The organism is Streptomyces sp. SID14478, from assembly GCF_010548525.1.
In the GTDB taxonomy this organism is placed as follows: Bacteria; Actinomycetota; Actinomycetes; order Streptomycetales; family Streptomycetaceae; genus Streptomyces.
In genome coordinates, this window is the sequence record NZ_JAAGMG010000989.1 from 1 (window position 1) to 18,570 (window position 18,570).

Annotated in this window: 17 protein-coding genes; 13 read left to right on the forward strand and 4 right to left on the reverse strand. The window is 71.0% G+C overall.

Annotated features, from left to right (window positions below; all coding sequences use genetic code 11):
- The 3 genes from G3I40_RS31920 to G3I40_RS31930 all read right to left on the reverse strand — a co-directional run.
- On the reverse strand, positions 1-805 hold an 805-nt coding region (locus G3I40_RS31920; protein ID WP_164306101.1), incomplete at its 3' end, for a histidine kinase.
- Positions 802-1,647 (reverse strand): ABC transporter permease, encoded by an 846-nt coding sequence (locus G3I40_RS31925; RefSeq protein WP_164306102.1) that lies wholly within the window; start codon positions 1,645-1,647, stop codon positions 802-804. The genes G3I40_RS31920 and G3I40_RS31925, both read right to left, overlap by 4 nt.
- Complete coding sequence (locus G3I40_RS31930) at positions 1,644-2,516, reverse strand: ABC transporter ATP-binding protein (protein WP_164306103.1); 873 nt, start codon at positions 2,514-2,516, stop codon at positions 1,644-1,646. The genes G3I40_RS31925 and G3I40_RS31930 overlap by 4 nt, the downstream gene beginning before the upstream one ends.
- A gap of 140 nt (positions 2,517-2,656) precedes the next feature.
- On the opposite strand from G3I40_RS31930, the gene G3I40_RS31935 reads away from it, so the two are divergent.
- From G3I40_RS31935 to rpsD, 4 genes are all read left to right on the forward strand, one after another.
- On the forward strand, positions 2,657-3,298 hold the full coding sequence (locus G3I40_RS31935) for a vitamin K epoxide reductase family protein (RefSeq protein ID WP_203645167.1): 642 nt from the start codon (positions 2,657-2,659) through the stop codon (positions 3,296-3,298).
- Between the two features lie 45 nt (positions 3,299-3,343).
- On the forward strand, positions 3,344-4,702 hold the full coding sequence (locus G3I40_RS31940; protein ID WP_164306105.1) for a replication-associated recombination protein A: 1,359 nt from the start codon (positions 3,344-3,346) through the stop codon (positions 4,700-4,702).
- A gap of 46 nt (positions 4,703-4,748) precedes the next feature.
- Positions 4,749-5,510 (forward strand): HNH endonuclease family protein, encoded by a 762-nt coding sequence (locus G3I40_RS31945; protein ID WP_239092057.1) that lies wholly within the window; start codon positions 4,749-4,751, stop codon positions 5,508-5,510.
- A 337-nt stretch (positions 5,511-5,847) separates the two neighbouring features.
- The gene (rpsD, locus tag G3I40_RS31950; protein ID WP_164306106.1) at positions 5,848-6,462 is read left to right on the forward strand and encodes a 30S ribosomal protein S4; all 615 of its coding nucleotides are present in this window, start codon (positions 5,848-5,850) and stop codon (positions 6,460-6,462) included.
- Between the two features lie 30 nt (positions 6,463-6,492).
- Here the strand turns inward: rpsD and G3I40_RS31955 are convergent, their stop codons facing one another.
- Entirely contained in the window at positions 6,493-8,706 is a 2,214-nt protein-coding gene (locus G3I40_RS31955) for an AAA family ATPase (protein WP_164306107.1), read from the reverse strand.
- Between the two features lie 160 nt (positions 8,707-8,866).
- Here G3I40_RS31955 and G3I40_RS31960 point away from each other — a divergent pair, with 160 nt between their 5' ends.
- The 9 genes from G3I40_RS31960 to aroB all read left to right on the forward strand — a co-directional run bounded on the left by G3I40_RS31960 (position 8,867) and on the right by aroB (position 18,336).
- Complete coding sequence (locus G3I40_RS31960; protein ID WP_164306108.1) at positions 8,867-9,313, forward strand: DUF948 domain-containing protein; 447 nt, start codon at positions 8,867-8,869, stop codon at positions 9,311-9,313.
- A gap of 7 nt (positions 9,314-9,320) precedes the next feature.
- Positions 9,321-9,656 carry a DUF6167 family protein gene (locus G3I40_RS31965; protein ID WP_164306109.1) on the forward strand — a complete coding sequence of 112 codons (336 nt, stop codon included), beginning with the start codon at positions 9,321-9,323 and terminating at the stop codon, positions 9,654-9,656.
- The gene (gene alaS / locus G3I40_RS31970) at positions 9,656-12,328 is read left to right on the forward strand and encodes an alanine--tRNA ligase (protein WP_164306110.1); all 2,673 of its coding nucleotides are present in this window, start codon (positions 9,656-9,658) and stop codon (positions 12,326-12,328) included. The genes G3I40_RS31965 and alaS overlap by 1 nt, the downstream gene beginning before the upstream one ends.
- Positions 12,328-12,792, forward strand: a complete 465-nt coding sequence (gene ruvX / locus G3I40_RS31975) for a Holliday junction resolvase RuvX (RefSeq protein WP_164306111.1) — start codon at positions 12,328-12,330, stop codon at positions 12,790-12,792. Before alaS ends, ruvX begins: the two co-directional genes overlap by 1 nt.
- 128 nt (positions 12,793-12,920) lie before the next feature.
- Positions 12,921-14,576 (forward strand): endolytic transglycosylase MltG, encoded by a 1,656-nt coding sequence (gene mltG, locus G3I40_RS31980; RefSeq protein ID WP_164306112.1) that lies wholly within the window; start codon positions 12,921-12,923, stop codon positions 14,574-14,576.
- Positions 14,569-15,396, forward strand: coding sequence for a shikimate dehydrogenase (locus G3I40_RS31985; protein ID WP_343245077.1), 828 nt, complete (start codon positions 14,569-14,571; stop codon positions 15,394-15,396). Before mltG ends, G3I40_RS31985 begins: the two co-directional genes overlap by 8 nt.
- 155 nt (positions 15,397-15,551) lie before the next feature.
- The gene (gene aroC, locus G3I40_RS31990; RefSeq protein WP_164306114.1) at positions 15,552-16,736 is read left to right on the forward strand and encodes a chorismate synthase; all 1,185 of its coding nucleotides are present in this window, start codon (positions 15,552-15,554) and stop codon (positions 16,734-16,736) included.
- A complete protein-coding gene (locus G3I40_RS31995) occupies positions 16,733-17,248 on the forward strand; it encodes a shikimate kinase (RefSeq protein WP_343245078.1) in 516 nt (171 codons plus the stop codon). The genes aroC and G3I40_RS31995 overlap by 4 nt, the downstream gene beginning before the upstream one ends.
- On the forward strand, positions 17,245-18,336 hold the full coding sequence (gene aroB / locus G3I40_RS32000) for a 3-dehydroquinate synthase (RefSeq protein WP_164306115.1): 1,092 nt from the start codon (positions 17,245-17,247) through the stop codon (positions 18,334-18,336). Before G3I40_RS31995 ends, aroB begins: the two co-directional genes overlap by 4 nt.
- Positions 18,337-18,570: the final 234 nt, after the last annotated feature.

An 18,570-nucleotide genomic window follows, 5' to 3' on the forward strand; every position in this document is an offset into this window, starting at 1 on the left:
GGTCGGCCGGGGCGCCGCCCGCGACCAGGGCGCGGGCCTCCGCGAGGTTGCGCCGCGCGGTGTCGGCCATGAGCGCGAGGTGCCGGCGGGCCTGCGGCACGTCGTGCGCCAGCTCGGCGTCCACGGCCTGGATGAGCATCAGCACGCTGGTGAAGCCCTGGGCGAGCGTGTCGTGGATCTCCCGGGACATCCGCTCCCGCTCGGCGAGCGCGCCCCGGTCCGCGGACAGGCGCGCGATCTCCTCGCGGCTCGCGTCCAACTCCGCGATCAGCTCGGCCCGTCCCTGGCTCTGCTCCATGATGCGCATCACCCAGCCACCGACGGCTGCGGAGAAGACGAGCGTCACGACGGCGAACATTGCGTTGAAGAAGAGGTCCTGGCCGCTCTTGCCCCACAGCAGCGCCCAGCCCACCACCGGCGTGATGTTGATGACCGTCACCGCGATCAGCGCCCGCCGGTACCGCAGCGCGATGAAGCACTGCGGCACCAGCGCGAACGTCATCAGGCGGGTCTCGCCGACCAGGACGCCCGGCGGCAGGAACAACACCACCGCCCCCACGAGATAGACGAGCGTGCGCTGCTGGTCCGCGCCCTCCGACATCAACTGGGCGCGTCCGTAGGCGAGATACCAGGGAACGAGCAGGACGAGCAGGCCCCCGGCCGCCAGCCGGACGGGCCACTGCGGCTGCGCCGTGCCGAGCACGAACACCACCGTGGCCAGCCACACCGTCGCGAAGTACGTGTCCCAGAGCCGGAAGGTCCGGTCCCAGACGTGTGCTCCACGCGGTGCGGTCCGCTCGTTCACCCGTCGCGCCGGTTTTTCCACCGGAAAGTCAGCAGGCACAGCACCAATCCTCCGACGCACCACGCGCCGAGCACCAGGGCCGCCTTGCCGAATTCCCAACTGCCCGTCTGTTCCAGGACGTTCGCCGACTCCGGCAGGAAGACCCCGCGCAGCCCCTGGCACAGCCACTTCAGCGGGAAGAGCGCCCCGATGTTGAGCATCCAGTCCGGGATGGTGTCGACCGAGATGTAGACGCCGGAGATGAACTGCAGCACCAGGAAGGGCAGGACGACCACGGACGTCGCGCTCCTGCCGGAGCGGGGAACGGAGCTGATCGCGATGCCGAGCAGCGCGCACGCCGTGATGCCGAGGACGAACAGCCAGGTGAACGCGGCCCACCTGCCCGCGTCCGTCGGCAGCTCGACGTCGTAGACCGTCGTACCGACGACCAGCAGGACAGCCGTCTCCAGCAGGCCCGTGACCAGCACGAGCCAGACCTTCCCGAGGAAGTACGAGGCCGGGGGCATCGGGGTGCCGCGCAGCCGCCGCAGCACCCTCTCGTCGCGCTCGATCGCGATCGAGATGCCCAGCGACTGGAAACTGGTCGACATGATGCCCGCCGCCATCATCCCGGGCACGTACAACTGGGACGCGCTGATGCCCGCCCCCTGCACGTCGTCGCTGAAGATCGACGCGAACAGGAAGAGGAAGACCACCGGGAAGGCGAAGGTGAACACCACCTGTTCGCGCTGGCGGAAGAACTGCTTGAGCTCCAGGCCACCGCGCAGCAGCCCCAACTGCCAGGCCCCGGGCAGCCGTTCGCAGGTGCGCTCCCCGGCCCTGGTGACGGTCGTGGTCGTCATCGCTGCGTCTCCTGTCCGGTGAGGCGGAGGTAGACGTCCTCCAGAGTGGGGCGGCCGACCGTCAGGCCGGGTATCTCGCCGTCGAAGCGGTGCATCAGCCCGGCGATCGTGCGCGTCGGCGTCGCGGTGCGCTCGCCGCGCCGGACACCGTCCGGCTCGGTCCACTCGACGGTGGCCTCGGTGCCGTGGCGCCGGCGCAGTTCGGCCGGCGCGCCCTCGGCGACGACGCGGCCCGCCGAGACGATCGCCAGGCGCTGGGCGAGCGCCTCCGCCTCCTCCAGATAGTGCGTGGTCAGCAGGATCGTCGTGCCCTCGTCGGCGAGCATCCGGATCAGGTCCCAGAACTGACGGCGCGCGGCCGGGTCGAAGCCGGTCGTCGGCTCGTCCAGGAGCAGCAGCTCCGGATCGCCGATCACCCCGAGCGCCACGTCCAGCCGGCGCCGCTGCCCGCCCGACAGGGCCTTGATCCGCGCGTTCGCCTTCTTCTCCAGGCCCACGAGCCCGATCACCCGGTCGGGGTCGCGCGGCCGCGGGTAGTAGCGCGCGTAGTGCCGTACGGTCTCGCGCACCGTCAGCTCCGTGGGCGCCGACTCGTCCTGCCACACGATCCCGACCCGCGCACGCCAGCGGCGGCCTGCGCTGCTCGGATCCGACCCCAGCACGCGGACCGTGCCCTCGTCCCGGTCCCTGTTGCCCTGCAGGATCTCCACGGTCGTGGACTTGCCCGCCCCGTTCGGGCCGAGCAGACCGAACACCTCTCCGGTACCGATCGTCAGATCCAGTCCGTCGACCGCGGTCACGTCCCCGTACCGTTTGCGCAACCCCCGTACATCCACCGCGAGTTCGGCCCCAGCTGTCGTTGTCGTCATGCCGACAAGCGTCGCGCCGCTGCGGATGTCCGGGGACCTACGGGCGTACACGCTTATGTCCATCGAACGGTGGACACCCGCGCCCGTACGGCACAATGACCGTGCCCGCAGGCCCCACACCTCACTTACGGATCGGCGTGATGAGCAAGACGACCACAGCAAGCGACAGCGTCTCCCGCGAATCCGGTGGCGAGGCCGCTGCGCGCTCCGTCGGCGGCAGCCGCGGATTCGGACTGCTCCTCGTGATCACCGGAGCGGCGGGTCTGCTCGCGTCCTGGGTCATCACCCTGGACAAGTTCAAGCTCCTCGAGGACCCGAACTTCACGCCGGGCTGCTCGATCAACCCGGTCATCTCCTGCGGCAGCATCATGAAGAGCGACCAGGCGGCGGTCTTCGGCTTCCCGAACCCGATGCTGGGTCTGGCGGCCTACGCCGTCGTGATCTGCGTCGGCATGAGCCTTCTCGCCCGCGCCCGCTTCCCGCGCTGGTACTGGCTGGTCCTCAACGCGGGCTGCCTGTTCGGCGTCGGCTTCGTGACGTGGCTGCAGTTCCAGTCCCTGTACCGGATCAACGCGCTGTGCCTGTGGTGCTGCCTGGCCTGGGTCGCCACCATCCTGATGTTCTGGTACGTGACGTCGTCCAACATCCGCAACGACTTCCTGCCGGCCCCGCGCTGGCTCAAGACGTTCTTCGCGGACTTCACCTGGGCGCTGCCCGTCGTGCACATCGGCATCATCGCCGTACTGATCTTCACGCGCTGGGGCGACAAGCTCTGGGCCTGACCGGCGCCGACCTGGTTGTCAGTGGGGTGACATAGGGTTTTCCCCGTGGAGCCCGACCTGTTCACCGCCGCAGCCGAAGACCGCCAGGAGAAGGACCCGTCCGCGAGCCCCCTGGCCGTCCGGATGCGCCCGCGCACCCTCGACGAAGTCGTCGGCCAGCAGCACCTGTTGAAGCAGGGCTCGCCGCTGCGCCGCCTCGTCGGCGAGGGCGGCTCGGGCCCGGCCGGGGTGTCCTCGGTGATCCTCTGGGGCCCGCCGGGCACCGGCAAGACGACCTTGGCCTACGTGGTCTCGAAGGCGACGAACAAGCGGTTCGTGGAGCTCTCCGCGATCACCGCCGGCGTCAAGGAAGTACGGGCCGTCATCGAGGGCGCACGCCGCGCGATGGGCGGCCACGGCAAGGAGACCGTCCTCTTCCTCGACGAGATCCACCGCTTCAGCAAGGCCCAGCAGGACTCGCTGCTGCCCGCCGTGGAGAACCGCTGGGTGACGCTGATCGCGGCGACCACGGAGAACCCGTACTTCTCGGTGATCTCCCCCCTGCTGTCCCGCTCCCTCCTGCTCACCCTCGAACCGCTCACGGACGACGACCTCAGGGGCCTGCTGGCCCGGGCACTCGCCGAGGAGCGGGGCCTGGGCGAGGCCCTCACGCTCGACGAGGACGCCGAGGAGCACCTGCTGCGGGTCGCGGGCGGTGACGCGCGCCGCGCGCTGACGGCCCTGGAAGCGGCGGCCGGCGCCGCCCTCGACAAGGGCGAGGCGGCCATCAGCCTCGAAAGCGTCGAGGAGACGGTGAACCGGGCGGCGGTCAAGTACGACCGGGACGGGGACCAGCACTACGACGTCGCGAGCGCCCTGATCAAGTCCATCCGCGGCTCGGACGTGGATGCGGCGCTGCACTATCTGGCCCGCATGATCGAGGCCGGCGAGGACCCGCGCTTCATCGCCCGCCGCCTGATGATCTCGGCCAGCGAAGACATCGGCCTCGCCGACCCGACGGCCCTGCCCACCGCGGTCGCCGCCGCCCAGGCCGTCGCCATGATCGGCTTCCCGGAGGCCGCCCTCACCCTCAGCCACGCCACGATCGCCCTCGCCCTGGCCCCGAAGTCGAACGCGGCGACGACAGCGATCGGAGCCGCCATGGAGGACGTCCGCAAGGGCCTCGCGGGCCCGGTCCCGCCGCACCTGCGCGACGGCCACTACAAGGGCGCCGCCAAGCTCGGCCACGCACAGGGCTACGTGTACCCGCACGACGTGCCCGGCGGCATCGCGGCCCAGCAGTACGCGCCGGACGCGATCGCCGGGCGACGCTATTACGAGCCGACGCGCTACGGCGCGGAGGCGCGGTACGCGGACGTCGTGGAGCGGGTCCGGGAGAGGCTGCGCGGCGAGTCCGGCGGCTGACCCCTTCCCCGCGCCGCCACGGGCCGACCCGCTTACTCTCGACCGTATGCGCAGGCCGGTCCGCCGGGGGGCCACGGGGGCGCTGCTCGTCATGGCCTGCGCCGTGGCCTGCACGCCGCCCCAGCTCGACCGGGCCGACGCCCGGCGCAGCCCCGCGCCGTCGTCGGCAGCCGCCTCGAAACCGGCGACCCCCACCCCCACGCCGTCCCCCTCGCTCGCGAGCAAGGGCTTCCCACCGAGCGCCGCGCAGGCCCGGGACCAGCTCGCCGCCCTCACCGTCGCGTGGGGCAAGAACTGGGAGACGTACCAGCGCAGCGCCTTCGGGGACGGCTGGAGCGACGCCGTCGACGCCCCGGGCGGACGCAACGGGTGCGACACCCGCGACGACGTCCTGCGGCGTGACCTGAGCGACCTGCGCGAAGGCGACCGCAACCCCTGCGTCGTGCTCTCCGGCACCCTGCACGACCCGTACACCGGCAAGGACCTGCCGTACTACTACCGCCGCGCCTCCCAGATCCAGAGCGACCACGTCGTCGCGCTCGGCGCCGCATGGCGGGCCGGGGCCTGGGCCTGGACCCCGCAGCAGCGGCTCACGTACGCCAACGACCTCGATGTGCTGCTCGCCGCGGACAAGGCGACGAACTACGAGAAGAGCAGCCAGACCCCGGACAAGTGGAAACCGCCGAACCGTGCCTACTGGTGCGAGTACGGACGCCGCTGGACCGGCATCAAGCACAAGTACCGGCTGACCGTGACCGCCCCGGAGAAGCTGGCCCTCCAGGACCTGCTGGCGACCTGCCCCAGCTGAGTCCGGTAGACTTCTGCGAGCTGCGTCCCGTGCCCGGGGTCCCGAAAGGGAGACCGGCACCACCAGAGCGGGACATTCAGCCGGAACCCCCACACCGTAAGGCAAGGGGATCCAGGAGCGTCGCGCACCGTCGAAGGTGTCGCGGGCAGCCCACCACCCTCCCGGTCTTGCGGGAATCGGTCGGTGGGCCACTCGCGTGCTGCACGTATGTGCCCAGACCCAGGAGCGGCTGCCCGCCCCGTCCGTCAGGACGGGAAGGGTTTCCCGGGCTGCGGATGCGACCTCCCCTAACCCTGGTGAAGCCGTATTCGCATCAGAAACACGAGGTGTTTGGTTCATGCCGAACCAGTCCCGCCCCAAGGTCAAGAAGTCGCGTGCCCTCGGCATCGCGCTGACCCCGAAGGCCGTCAAGTACTTCGAGGCCCGCCCCTACCCGCCGGGCGAGCACGGCCGCGGCCGCAAGCAGAACTCGGACTACAAGGTCCGTCTGCTCGAGAAGCAGCGTCTGCGCGCGCAGTACGACGTGTCCGAGCGTCAGCTCGTCCGCGCCTACGAGCGTGCCGCCAAGACGCAGGGCAAGACCGGTGAGGCCCTGGTCATCGAGCTGGAGCGTCGTCTCGACGCCCTGGTTCTGCGTTCGGGCATCGCCCGCACGATCTACCAGGCCCGCCAGATGGTCGTCCACGGCCACATCGAGGTCAACGGCAACAAGGTCGACAAGCCGTCGTTCCGCGTCCGTCCCGACGACGTCGTGATGGTCCGCGAGCGCAGCCGTCAGAAGCCGCTGTTCGAGGTTGCCCGTGAGGGTGGCTTCGCCGCCGACGGCGAGACCCCGCGTTACCTCCAGGTGAACCTGAAGGCCCTGGCCTTCCGCCTGGACCGCGACCCGAACCGCAAGGAGATCCCCGTGATCTGCGACGAGCAGCTCGTCGTCGAGTACTACGCCCGCTGACCGACCAGCGGACGTAGCTCACCCTGCGTTTCAGCCCGTCGTCTCCCCGCCGTTCGCGGTGGGGGAGGCGGCGGGTTCTCGCTTTCCCGGGGTGCTCGCCCGCGCCGGACGCGGCACGTGCGTCGCCACGATCTGGCGCTCGCCCCGGCCGAGCGCCCTGGCCACGGCCTCGTCGTGGCCGAGCCGCTCGCCCGCGCGCGCCAGTTCGTCGAACCGGACGTCGCCGAGGGCCTCGCGGGCCCGCGTCTCGCACAGCCGGTGCGGCCCGTTGTAGTGCTCCGAGCCGAACAGCGGCAGCCCGACCGACGGCCAGATCCGGGCCGCCGCCCCTTGCAGCACCGCGGCCTCCGCGGCGTCCCCCTCCACCAGCGTCACCAGCGCGAGCAGCTCCACCGCGAGCACCGTGCCCAGCAGGTCGTGGAACTCGTGGTCAATGCCCAGGCACTCCCGAAGGAGACGCCGGGCCCCCGCCGGGTCGCCCCTGTCCCACGCCGCGTACGCCAGGACATAGAGCGCGTAGGCCCTGGTCCAGCGCTCGCCGTGGTCCTCGCACACCTGCTGCACGTCCTCGCACAGCGCCACGGCCTGCGCCAGATCCCCCTGGAACGCCATCGCCATCGCCAGCTCGACCTGCCCCATCAGCACGTTGCTGTTGAGCTCGCCGATCTCGCGGTAGCGGGCGAGCGCCGTGCGCAGCAGCTGCTCGGCACGCGGCAGATCGTCCGTGACCAGGGCCAGACAGCCGGTGCGGTGCACGGCGTACGCCAGCGCCGTCGCGTCGCCGTCGTGCTGCGCGTCGTCGTGGCACTCCTGCAGCGCCGCCAGGGCGGGCACGGCGTCGCCCTGCAGGATCGCCACGTAGCCGAGCACCCACAGCGCCTTCAGGCGGGACGACCCGTACTCGGCGTCGTCGCCTTCCCCCGGGTCGCAGTCCAGCGACACGCTGCGTTCGAGCCAGTGCCTGCCCTCCGCCAGCCGGCCGCAGCCCGCCCAGTAGAACCACAACGTGCCCGCCAGGTACTGCCCCAGATGCGTCTCGCCCGGCTCGGTCAGGCAGAACTCCAGGGCGGCCCGCAGATTGGACAGCTCCGCGTCGATCCGGGCCGCCACCTCGCCCTGCCGCGGCGAGAACCAGTCCAGCTCGCACCAGGTCGCAAGGCCCATGTACCAGTCGCGGTGCCGGCGCCGCATCCGCCGGCTGTCGCCGAGGTGCTCCAGCCACTCCGCGCCGTAGGCCCGCACCGTGTCCAGCATCCGGTAGCGCACCCCGGCCGGTGACTCCTCGCGGATCACCACGGACTGCGCCAGGAGCTCGTGCAGCACCTCGAGGACCGCGTCCGCGTGCAGGCCCTCGCCGCTGCAGATGTACTCGGCCGCCTCCAGGTCGAACTGCCCGGAGAACACCGAGAGCCGCGCCCACAGCAGCCGCTCCTGCGCCGTGCACAGCTCGTGGCTCCAGCCGATCGTCGTGCGCAGCGTCTGGTGGCGCGGCAGTGCGTCGCGGCCGCCGCCCGTCAGCAGCCGGAACCGGTCGTCGAGCCGCTCCATCAGCTGTGCCGGCGACAGGGCCTGCAGCCGCCCGGCCGCCAGCTCCACCGCGAGGGGCAGGCAGTCCAGACGCCGGCACACCTCGAGGACGTCGACGAGATGGCCGTCGGCCAGGCGGAAACCGGGCAGCAGCGCCGATGCCCGGTCCGCGAACAGCTCGGCCGCGTCCTGCGCCGTCAGGGGCGACAGCGGGAACAGCCGCTCGCCCTCCAGCGCCAGCGGCCTGCGGCCCACCGCGACGACCCGCAGACCGGGCGCGGCCCGCAGCAAGTCGCGTACGAGGGAGGCGCACGCGTCCACGAGGTGCTCGAACCCGTCGACGACGAGCACGAGTTGGCGCTCGGTGAGGTGGTCGACCAGGACCTGGCGCGGCGGGCGCGTCGTGTGATCGGTCAGGCCCAGGCACTCCGCGACGGCGTACTCGACCAGCTCCGGCTGGCGCACCGTGGCCAGTTCCACCCGCCACACGCCGTCCCTGCGCAGGGACGCGGGGGCGCCGGCGGCCGCGTGGGCGGCGAACCGGGACTTGCCGACACCGCCGACGCCGGTGACCGTGATCAGCCGCGCGTCCGCCAGCGCCCCTTGCAGGGCACGGAGTTCGGCGGCCCGGCCGACGAAGCGGTTCAGTTCATGGGGGAGATTGCCGGGACGTGGGGGACCGGCAGGTACGGCTTCGGGGCGCAGGGAGCGTCGCATGAGGTACGGAGCGTACTCATCCGTACGCAGTCCGTACAATCGGTCCGGCCGAAGTGCCCCCACGCGGAGGCGGAATGCGGTACGGAGTGCGGGGCGGGGCGCGATAGGCTCGGGGGACGACTTTTCGATGTTCAGCAGCGGCGACAGGGAGCGGTGCCAAGTGTCCGGTGGAGAGGTGGCCGGGATCCTGGTGGCTGTCTTCTGGGCGATCCTGGTCTCCTTCCTCGCAGTAGCGCTCGCGAGGCTGGCCCAGACGCTCAGGGCGACCACCAAGCTGGTCTCGGACGTGACCGAACAGGCCGTTCCGCTGCTCGCCGACGCCTCCGTCGCGGTGCGCTCCGCACAGACCCAGATCGACCGGGTCGACTCCATCGCCTCGGACGTCCAGGAAGTCACGTCGAACGCATCGGCGCTCTCCTCCACCGTGGCCTCCACCTTCGGCGGCCCGCTGGTCAAGGTCGCCGCCTTCGGGTACGGGGTGCGGCGGGCCATCGGCGGCCGCACCAAGGACGTGCCCGTCAAGGAGACCCGTCGTACCGTGATCGTGGGGCGCCAGATGCCGCAGGCACGCCGCGCCAAGCGGGCCAACCGGAATAAGAGGGACTGACCCAGCGATGTTCCGCCGTACGTTCTGGTTCACCGCGGGCGCCGCCGCCGGCGTGTGGGCCACCACCAAGGTCAACCGCAAGATCAAGCAGCTGACCCCCGAGAGCCTGGCCGCCCAGGCCGCCAACAAGGCGGTCGAAGCGGGCCACAGACTCAAGGACTTCGCCCTCGACGTGCGCGACAACATGGCCGAGCGCGAGGCCCAACTCGGCGACGCGCTGGGCCTGAGCGAGCCCGGCGACCCCGAACTGCCCGCGCAGCGCCGCTTCGCGGTCATCGAGAACACCAAGCACCCCAAGCCCATCGAGTACAACGCGTACAACAATCGGAATGAGGACCACTGATGGAGTCGGCTGAAATCCGTCGCCGCTGGCTGAGCTTCTTCGAGGAGCGTGGCCACAAGGTCGTGCCCTCGGCGTCGCTCATCGCGGACGACCCGACTCTGCTGCTCGTCCCCGCGGGCATGGTCCCGTTCAAGCCGTACTTCCTGGGCGAGGTCAAGCCGCCCGCGCCGCGCGCCACCAGCGTGCAGAAGTGCGTGCGCACGCCGGACATCGAAGAGGTCGGCAAGACCACGCGCCACGGCACGTTCTTCCAGATGTGCGGCAACTTCTCCTTCGGCGATTACTTCAAGGAAGGCGCCATCAAGTACGCCTGGGAGCTGCTCACCACGCCCCAGGACAAGGGCGGTTACGGCCTGGAGCCGGAGAAGCTCTGGATCACCGTGTACCTGGACGACGACGAGGCCGAGCGCATCTGGCACGAGGTCGTCGGCGTGCCCAAGGAGCGCATCCAGCGCCTGGGCAAGAAGGACAACTTCTGGTCCATGGGCGTTCCCGGCCCGTGCGGTCCCTGCTCCGAGATCAACTACGACCGCGGCCCCGAGTTCGGCGAAGAGGGCGGCCCGATCGTCAACGACGAGCGGTACGTGGAGATCTGGAACCTGGTCTTCATGCAGTACGAGCGCGGCCAGGGCATCGGCAAGGAGGACTTCGAGATCCTCGGCGACCTGCCGTCGCAGAACATCGACACGGGTCTCGGCCTCGAACGTCTCGCCATGATCCTGCAGGGCGTACAGAACATGTACGAGACGGACACCCTGCGCGTCGTCATGGACAAGGCCACCGAGCTGACCGGGGTGCGCTACGGCGACAAGCACGACAGCGACGTCTCGCTGCGCGTGGTCGCCGACCACATCCGTACCTCCGCGATGCTCATCGGCGACGGCGTGACCCCCGGCAACGAGGGCCGTGGCTACGTGCTGCGCCGCATCATGCGCCGCGCCATCCGCAACATGCGCATCCTCGGCGCCACCGGCCAGGTCGTCAGCGACCTGATCGGCGTCGTCATCGACACGATGGGCGAGCAGTACCCGGAGCTCATCACCGACCGCAAGCGCATCGAGACGGTCGCCCTCGCCGAGGAGGCCGCGTTCCTCAAGGCCCTCAAGGGCGGCACGAACATCCTCGACACCGCGGTCACCGAGACCAAGGCCGAGGGGAAGACGGTCCTCGCCGGCGACAAGGCGTTCCTGCTCCACGACACGTGGGGCTTCCCGATCGACCTCACCCTGGAGATGGCCGCCGAGCAGGGCCTGTCCGTGGACGAGGACGGCTTCCGGCGCCTGATGAAGGAGCAGCGGGAGCGCGCCAAGGCGGACGCGCAGGCCAAGAAGACCGGCCACGCCGACATGGGCGCCTACCGCGAGATCGCGGACGCCGCCGGCGCCACGGACTTCATCGGCTACTCCTCGACCACGGGCGAGTCGACGATCGTCGGCCTGCTGGTGAACGGCGCGTCGTCGCCGGCCGCCACCGAGGGCGACGAGGTCGAGGTCGTCCTCGACCGCACCCCCTTCTACGCCGAGGGCGGCGGCCAGATCGGCGACACCGGCCGCATCAAGCTGGACAACGGCGCGGTCATCGAGATCCGCGACTGCCAGAAGCCGGTCCCGGGCGTGTACGTCCACAAGGGTGTCGTCCAGGTAGGTGAAGTGACGGTGGGCGCTCCGGCGCAGGCCGTCATCGACGTGACCCGCCGCCGTGCCATCGCCCGCGCCCACTCCGCCACGCACCTGACGCACCAGGCGCTGCGCGACGCGCTCGGCCCGACGGCCGCGCAGGCCGGTTCGGAGAACCAGCCGGGCCGCTTCCGCTTCGACTTCGGTTCGCCGTCCGCCGTGCCCACGGCCGTGATGACGGACGTCGAGCAGAAGATCAACGAGGTCCTGTCGCGCGAGCTCGACGTGCAGGCCGAGGTCATGTCGATCGACGACGCCAAGAAGCAGGGCGCCATCGCCGAGTTCGGCGAGAAGTACGGCGAGCGCGTGCGCGTCGTCACCATCGGCGACTTCTCCAAGGAGCTGTGCGGCGGCACGCACGTGCACAACACCGCCCAGCTGGGCCTGGTGAAGCTGCTCGGCGAGTCCTCCATCGGCTCCGGCGTGCGACGCATCGAGGCCCTGGTCGGCGTCGACGCGTACAACTTCCTCGCGCGCGAGCACACGGTCGTCGCCCAGCTCCAGGAGCTGGTCAAGGGCCGTCCCGAGGAGCTGCCCGAGAAGATCTCGTCGATGCTCGGCAAGCTCAAGGACGCCGAGAAGGAGATCGAGAAGTTCCGGGCGGAGAAGGTCCTGCAGGCCGCCGCCGGGCTCGTCGAGACCGCCAAGGACGTCCGCGGTGTCGCGCTCGTCACCGGCCAGGTCCCCGACGGCACCTCCGCCGACGACCTGCGCAAGCTGGTCCTCGACGTGCGAGGCCGCATCCAGGGCGGCCGCCCCGCGGTCGTCGCGCTGTTCACCACGGTCAACGGCAAGCCGCTCACGGTCATCGCCACGAACGACGCGGCCCGCGACCGCGGCCTCAAGGCCGGCGACCTGGTCCGCACCGCCGCCAAGACCCTCGGCGGCGGAGGCGGCGGCAAGCCGGACGTCGCCCAGGGCGGCGGCCAGAACCCGGCCGCCATCGGCGACGCCATCGACGCCGTCGAGCGCCTCGTCGGGGAGACGGCCCACTGATGCGCCGAGGCCGCCGGCTGGCGATCGACGTCGGGGACGCCCGGATCGGGGTCGCGTCCTGCGACCCCGACGGGATCCTCGCGACACCCGTCGAGACGGTGCCGGGGCGTGACGTCCCGGCCGCCCACCGGCGGCTCCGGCAGATCGTCGAGGAGTACGAGCCGATCGAGGTCGTCGTCGGACTCCCTCGTTCCCTCAAGGGGGGCGAGGGCCCGGCGGCCGTCAAGGTCCGCGGCTTCGCTCAGGAGCTGGCGCGGGGCATCGCGCCCGTCGCGGTGCGGCTCGTGGACGAGAGGATGACCACAGTGACGGCCAGCCAGGGCCTGCGCGCCTCTGGCGTTAAGTCCAAAAAGGGCCGCTCTGTCATCGATCAGGCGGCGGCCGTCATCATCCTCCAGCAGGCTCTGGAGTCCGAACGGGCGTCAGGAAATGCTCCTGGCGAGGGCGTCGAAGTGGTTGTCTGATCGCGATACGGTAACGTTCCGCGCGATCGGCGGCGTTCGAACAGCCGCCGCACAGCATCAAGAGGCGGAACGGTTGCTCTCCTGACCGGACATGGGCTCCTTTCCGCCTCGCGGCTTGTAGGGGATCGATGACTGAGTATGGCCGGGGCCAAGGCTCCGAACCGTGGCACCCCGAGGACCCGTTGTACGGGGACCAGGGGTGGGGGCAGCAGGCCGCGTCCGGCCAGCCTGCCTACGGCGGCCAGGGGCAGTACCCCCCTCAGCAGCCGCAGCAGGCGTACGGCGGTGACTGGGGCGCGGGACAGCAGCCCGGTTACGGGCAGGACCCCGGTTACGGGCAGCAGTCGTACGGCGGTCAGGAGTCGTACGGCGGTCAGGAGTCCGGCGGGCAGCAGGGCCAGGGCGGCTGGGACCACACCGGCTCGCCCGGTCAGGTCCCGTACGGCCACGACCCCATGGACCCGTACCACACCGGTCGGCCTGCCGCGTACCACGGCGAACAGCCGGACTACTACAACACCCCGGGCGCCTACCCCCCGCCCGAGCCGCCGGGCCGCCGCCGCGCGCGCGAACCGGAGCCGACCGAGTGGGACGCGGGCCCCGACCAGGGCGAACACGCGTTCTTCAACGGTGGCGACGACGGGGACGACGCCGAGGACGACAGCCGTGCGGGCCGTCGCGGGCGGGGCGGCAAGAAGCCCAAGAAGCGCCGCAGCGGCTGCGCGTGCCTGGTCCTGACCGTGATCTTCGCGGCCGGTGTCGGCGGTGTGGGCTACTTCGGATACCAGTTCTACCAGGACCGTTTCGGGTCGGCGGCGGACTACGCGGGCGAGGGCAACGGGGAGACGGTCACCGTCGTCATCACCAAGGGCTCCGGCGGCTACGCCATCGGCCAGAAGCTCAAGGAGGCGGGCGTCGTCCAGAGCGTCGACGCCTTCGTCGCCGCCCAGTCGGCCGATCCCCAGGGCAAGACGATCCAGGCCGGCGCCTACCTGCTGCAGAAGCAGATGTCGGGCGCGAGCGCGGTCGACCTGATGCTGAGTCCGAAGAGCCGCGCCAACCTGACGATCCCCGAGGGCCGGCGCAACGCCTGGGTGTACGAGCAGATCGACACCAAACTCAAGCTCAGCAAGGGCACCACCGCCGACGTGGCGAAGAAGGACTACAAGGACCTCGGGCTGCCCGACTGGGCGCTCGACCACGCCAACGTGAAGGACCCGCTGGAGGGCTTCCTCTTCCCGTCCAGCTACGCGGCCGCCAAGGGCATGGAGCCCAAGGACGTCCTGAAGCAGATGGTCAGCCAGGCGAACGAGAAGTACGAGCAGCTCGACCTGGAGGGCAAGGCGAACAGCCTCGGCCTCGACAGTCCGTGGCAGGTCCTCACCGTCGGCAGCCTGGTCCAGGCCGAGGGCAAGACGCACGAGGACTTCCGCAAGATGGCCGAGGTCGTCTACAACCGCCTCAAGACCTCCAACACGGAGACCAACCAGCTGCTGCAGTTCGACTCGACCTTCAACTACCTCAAGGGTCAGAGCAACATCAACATCGGCGAGTCCGAGATCAACAGCAACAAGGACCCGTACAACACCTACACACGCAAGGGACTCCCGCCCGGGCCGATCGACAACCCCGGTGACGAGGCGCTCGCCGCGACGCTCAGCCCGACGAAGGACGGCTGGATGTACTTCGTCGCGACGGACGGCATGAACAAGACGGAGTTCGCGAAGAGCCACGCGGACTTCGAGAGGTTGAAGGACAAGTTCAATGACAGCCAGGGTGGCTGAGCCCCACAACAGGACGGCCGTGCTCGGCTCGCCCATCGCCCACTCCCTGTCCCCGCAGCTGCACAACGCGGCCTACCGGGCACTGGGTCTGGACGACGAGTGGACGTACGACCGGTTCGACGTCGACGAGGCGGCGCTGCCCGGGTTCCTCGCGGGGCTCGGCCCCCAGTGGGCCGGGCTGTCCCTGACGATGCCGCTCAAGCGGGCGGTGATCCCGTTGCTCGACGAGATCACCGACGCCGCGGCGTCGGTCGAGGCCGTGAACACCGTCGTCCTGACGGCCGACGGGCGCAAGGTCGGCGACAACACCGACATCCCCGGGCTGGTCGCGGCGCTGCGCGAGCGCGGCGTGGGCGAGGTCGGGTCCGCCGCGATCCTGGGCGCCGGAGCCACGGCGTCCTCGGCGCTCGCGGCCCTGGCCCGGATCTGCTCCGGAGAGGTCGTCGCCTACGTACGCAGCGAACAGCGCGCCGACGAGATGCGCGGCTGGGGCGAGCGGCTCGGTGTACGGGTCCGCACCGCCGACTGGGCGGACGCGGCGCGCGCCTTCGAGGCACCCCTGGTGATCTCCACGACGCCCAAGGGCGGCACGGACCACCTGGCCGCAGCGGTGCCCGCTCAGGTGGGCACGCTCTTCGACGTGGTCTACGACCCGTGGCCGACGCCGCTGGCGGCGGCCTGGCAGGAGCGCGGCGGTCCGGTGCTCAGCGGGCTCGACCTGCTGGTGCACCAGGCGGTCTTCCAGTTCGAGCAGTTCACCGGGGACAAGCGGCCGGTGCTCGACGCGATGCGGACGGCGGGGCTGAAGGCCCTGAGCTGAGCGTGGTCCCCCTCTCACCACCCGTCCGCAACCCGGACACCGGAAACGGTCGGCCTGCGCGGCATGGGAGGATCGGGGGATACACGGTGGGCCGGGTCGCGCACCCGGTCCCGCCCGCTGAGCCGTAACGCAGAGCGCGAGCATGAGGAGCACCGTTGAGCAGGTTGCGCTGGCTGACCGCGGGGGAGTCGCACGGACCCGCACTTGTCGCGACGCTGGAGGGACTTCCCGCCGGCGTTCCGATCACCACGCAGATGGTGGCGGACCACCTTGCCCGGCGGCGTCTGGGGTACGGGCGCGGGGCGCGGATGAAGTTCGAGCAGGACGAGGTGACCTTCCTCGGCGGCGTCCGGCACGGGCTCACGATGGGTTCGCCGGTCGCGGTCATGGTGGGCAACACCGAGTGGCCCAAGTGGGAACAGGTCATGGCGGCCGACCCCGTCGACCCCGAGATCCTCAAGGACCTCGCCCGCAACGCCCCGCTGACCCGGCCCCGGCCCGGCCACGCGGACCTCGCCGGCATGCAGAAGTACGGGTTCGACGAGGCGCGGCCGGTCCTGGAGCGGGCCTCGGCGCGGGAGACCGCGGCCCGGGTCGCGCTGGGTGCGATCGCCCGCTCGTACCTCAAGGAGACGGCCGGGATCGAGATCGTCTCCCACGTCGTGGAGCTGGCCGCGGCGAAGGCCCCGTACGGGGTGTACCCCAAGCCCTCCGACGTGGAGAAGCTGGATGCCGACCCGGTGCGCTGCCTCGACGCCGACGCGTCGAAGGCGATGGTCGCGGAGATCGACCAGGCGCACAAGGACGGTGACACCCTCGGCGGCGTGGTCGAGGTCCTCGCGTACGGCGTGCCGGTGGGCCTCGGCTCGCACGTGCACTGGGACCGCAAGCTGGACGCGCGCCTGGCCGGTGCGCTCATGGGCATCCAGGCGATCAAGGGCGTCGAGCTCGGCGACGGCTTCGACCTGGCCCGCGTGCCCGGTTCGCAGGCGCACGACGAGATCGTCGCGACCGACGAGGGCGTGCGGCGCACCTCGGGCCGCTCCGGCGGCACCGAGGGCGGCCTGACCACCGGTGAACTGCTGCGCGTACGGGCCGCGATGAAGCCGATCGCGACCGTGCCGCGCGCGCTGGCCACCATCGACGTCGCCACCGGCGAGGCCACCAAGGCGCACCACCAGCGTTCCGACGTGTGCGCGGTGCCCGCGGCCGGGATCGTCGCCGAGGCGATGGTCGCGCTGGTCCTCGCGGACGCGGTCGCGGAGAAGTTCGGCGGCGACAGCGTGCCCGAGACGCGGCGCAACGTGACCTCGTACCTCGACCACCTCCAGATCCGGTGACCGCCCCGAAGGTCGTACTCGTCGGACCGATGGGCGTCGGCAAGTCGACGGTGGGCGGCATGCTCGCCGAGCGGCTCGGCTGCGCCTACCGGGACACCGACGACGACATCGTCGCCGCGCAGGGCCGCGCCATCGCCGAGATCTTCGTCGACGAGGGCGAGGAGACGTTCCGCGCCCTGGAGAAGGCCGCCGTCGCGGCCGCGCTGGCCGACCACGCGGGCGTCCTCGCCCTGGGCGGCGGTGCGGTCCTCGACGCCGACACCCGGGCGCTGCTGGCCGGCCACCGGGTCGTCTACCTCTCGATGGACGTCGAGGAAGCCGCGAAGCGGACCGGCCTGAACGTGGCCCGCCCGCTGCTCGCCGTCAACCCCCGCAAGCAGTGGCGGGAGTTGATGGAGGCGCGGCGGCATCTGTACACCGACGTGGCCGGGGTGGTCGTGGCCACCGACGGACGTACCCCCGACGAGGTGGCACAAGCCGTCCTCGACGCACTGGAGTTGAAGCAGGCATGAGCGACGAAGTGACCCGTATCCAGGTCGGCGGTACCGCCGGTACCGATCCGTACGAGGTGCTGGTGGGCCGCCAACTCCTCGGCGAACTGGGCACGTTGATCGGCGAGCGGACCAAGCGGGTGGCCGTCGTGCACCCCGAGGCGCTGGCCGAGACCGGTGAGGCGCTGCGCGCGGACCTGGCCGATCAGGGCTTCGAGGCCATCGCCATCCAGGTGCCCAACGCCGAGGAGGCCAAGACCGCCGAGGTCGCCGCGTACTGCTGGAAGGCCCTCGGGCAGTCCCACTTCACGCGCTCGGACGTCATCGTCGGCGTCGGCGGCGGCGCCAGCACGGACCTCGCCGGGTTCGTGGCGGCGACCTGGCTGCGCGGCGTGCGCTGGATCGCCGTCCCGACGACCGTGCTCGGCATGGTGGACGCGGCGGTCGGCGGCAAGACCGGCATCAACACCGCCGAGGGCAAGAACCTGGTGGGCTCCTTCCACCCGCCGGCCGGCGTGCTGTGCGACCTGGCCGCGCTCGACTCCCTCCCGGTCAACGACTACGTGTCCGGCCTCGCCGAGGTCATCAAGGCCGGCTTCATCGCCGATCCCCGGATCCTCGAACTCATCGAGGAGGACCCGCAGGCCGCCCGCACCCCGGCCGGCCCGCACACGGCCGAGCTGATCGAGCGGTCCATCAAGGTCAAGGCCGAGGTGGTCTCCGGAGACCTGAAGGAGTCGGGGCTGCGCGAGATCCTCAACTACGGGCACACCCTCGCGCACGCCATCGAGAAGAACGAGCGCTACAAGTGGCGGCACGGCGCGGCCGTCTCGGTGGGCATGCACTTCGCCGCCGAACTCGGGCGCCTGGGCGGGCGGTTGGACGACGCGACCGCCGACCGGCACCGCACCGTCCTGGAGTCCGTCGGCCTCCCGCTGAGCTACCGCTACGACCAGTGGCCCAAGCTCCTGGAGACCATGAAGGTCGACAAGAAGTCCCGCGGCGACCTGCTGCGCTTCATCGTCCTCGACGGCCTCGGCAAGCCCACCGTGCTGGAGGGCCCCGACCCCGCGGTCCTGCTCGCCGCCTATGGCGAAGTGGCCGAATAGCGCCGCTCGTTCAGCTACGGGCACTTTGTGACGCCCCCGGCCGTTCACACAACGGCGGCCGGGGGCGGTACCGTTCGGTAGCGCCCGGTCCGCCGGCGCCCCGACGACGGTTGTACGAGATGGAGTGGCACCGGATGCAGCACGCAGTGGGGTCTCCGCTGCCACCGCCCCATCGGCCGGGGCACGGAGCGGCCGGGCCCTGGCCGGGGATGCCGCAGGCGCCCCGGGCACAGC

Coding starts and splice junctions, on each gene's coding strand:
- G3I40_RS31925 (WP_164306102.1), bottom strand. CDS start 1,647: ATGACGACCACGACCGTCACCAGGGCCGGGGAGCGCACCTGCGAACGG.
- mltG (WP_164306112.1), top strand. CDS start 12,921: ATGACTGAGTATGGCCGGGGCCAAGGCTCCGAACCGTGGCACCCCGAG.
- aroB (WP_164306115.1), top strand. CDS start 17,245: ATGAGCGACGAAGTGACCCGTATCCAGGTCGGCGGTACCGCCGGTACC.
- G3I40_RS31935 (WP_203645167.1), top strand. CDS start 2,657: ATGAGCAAGACGACCACAGCAAGCGACAGCGTCTCCCGCGAATCCGGT.
- G3I40_RS31930 (WP_164306103.1), bottom strand. CDS start 2,516: ATGACGACAACGACAGCTGGGGCCGAACTCGCGGTGGATGTACGGGGG.
- G3I40_RS31955 (WP_164306107.1), bottom strand. CDS start 8,706: ATGCGACGCTCCCTGCGCCCCGAAGCCGTACCTGCCGGTCCCCCACGT.
- ruvX (WP_164306111.1), top strand. CDS start 12,328: ATGCGCCGAGGCCGCCGGCTGGCGATCGACGTCGGGGACGCCCGGATC.
- rpsD (WP_164306106.1), top strand. CDS start 5,848: ATGCCGAACCAGTCCCGCCCCAAGGTCAAGAAGTCGCGTGCCCTCGGC.
- alaS (WP_164306110.1), top strand. CDS start 9,656: ATGGAGTCGGCTGAAATCCGTCGCCGCTGGCTGAGCTTCTTCGAGGAG.
- G3I40_RS31965 (WP_164306109.1), top strand. CDS start 9,321: ATGTTCCGCCGTACGTTCTGGTTCACCGCGGGCGCCGCCGCCGGCGTG.
- G3I40_RS31945 (WP_239092057.1), top strand. CDS start 4,749: ATGCGCAGGCCGGTCCGCCGGGGGGCCACGGGGGCGCTGCTCGTCATG.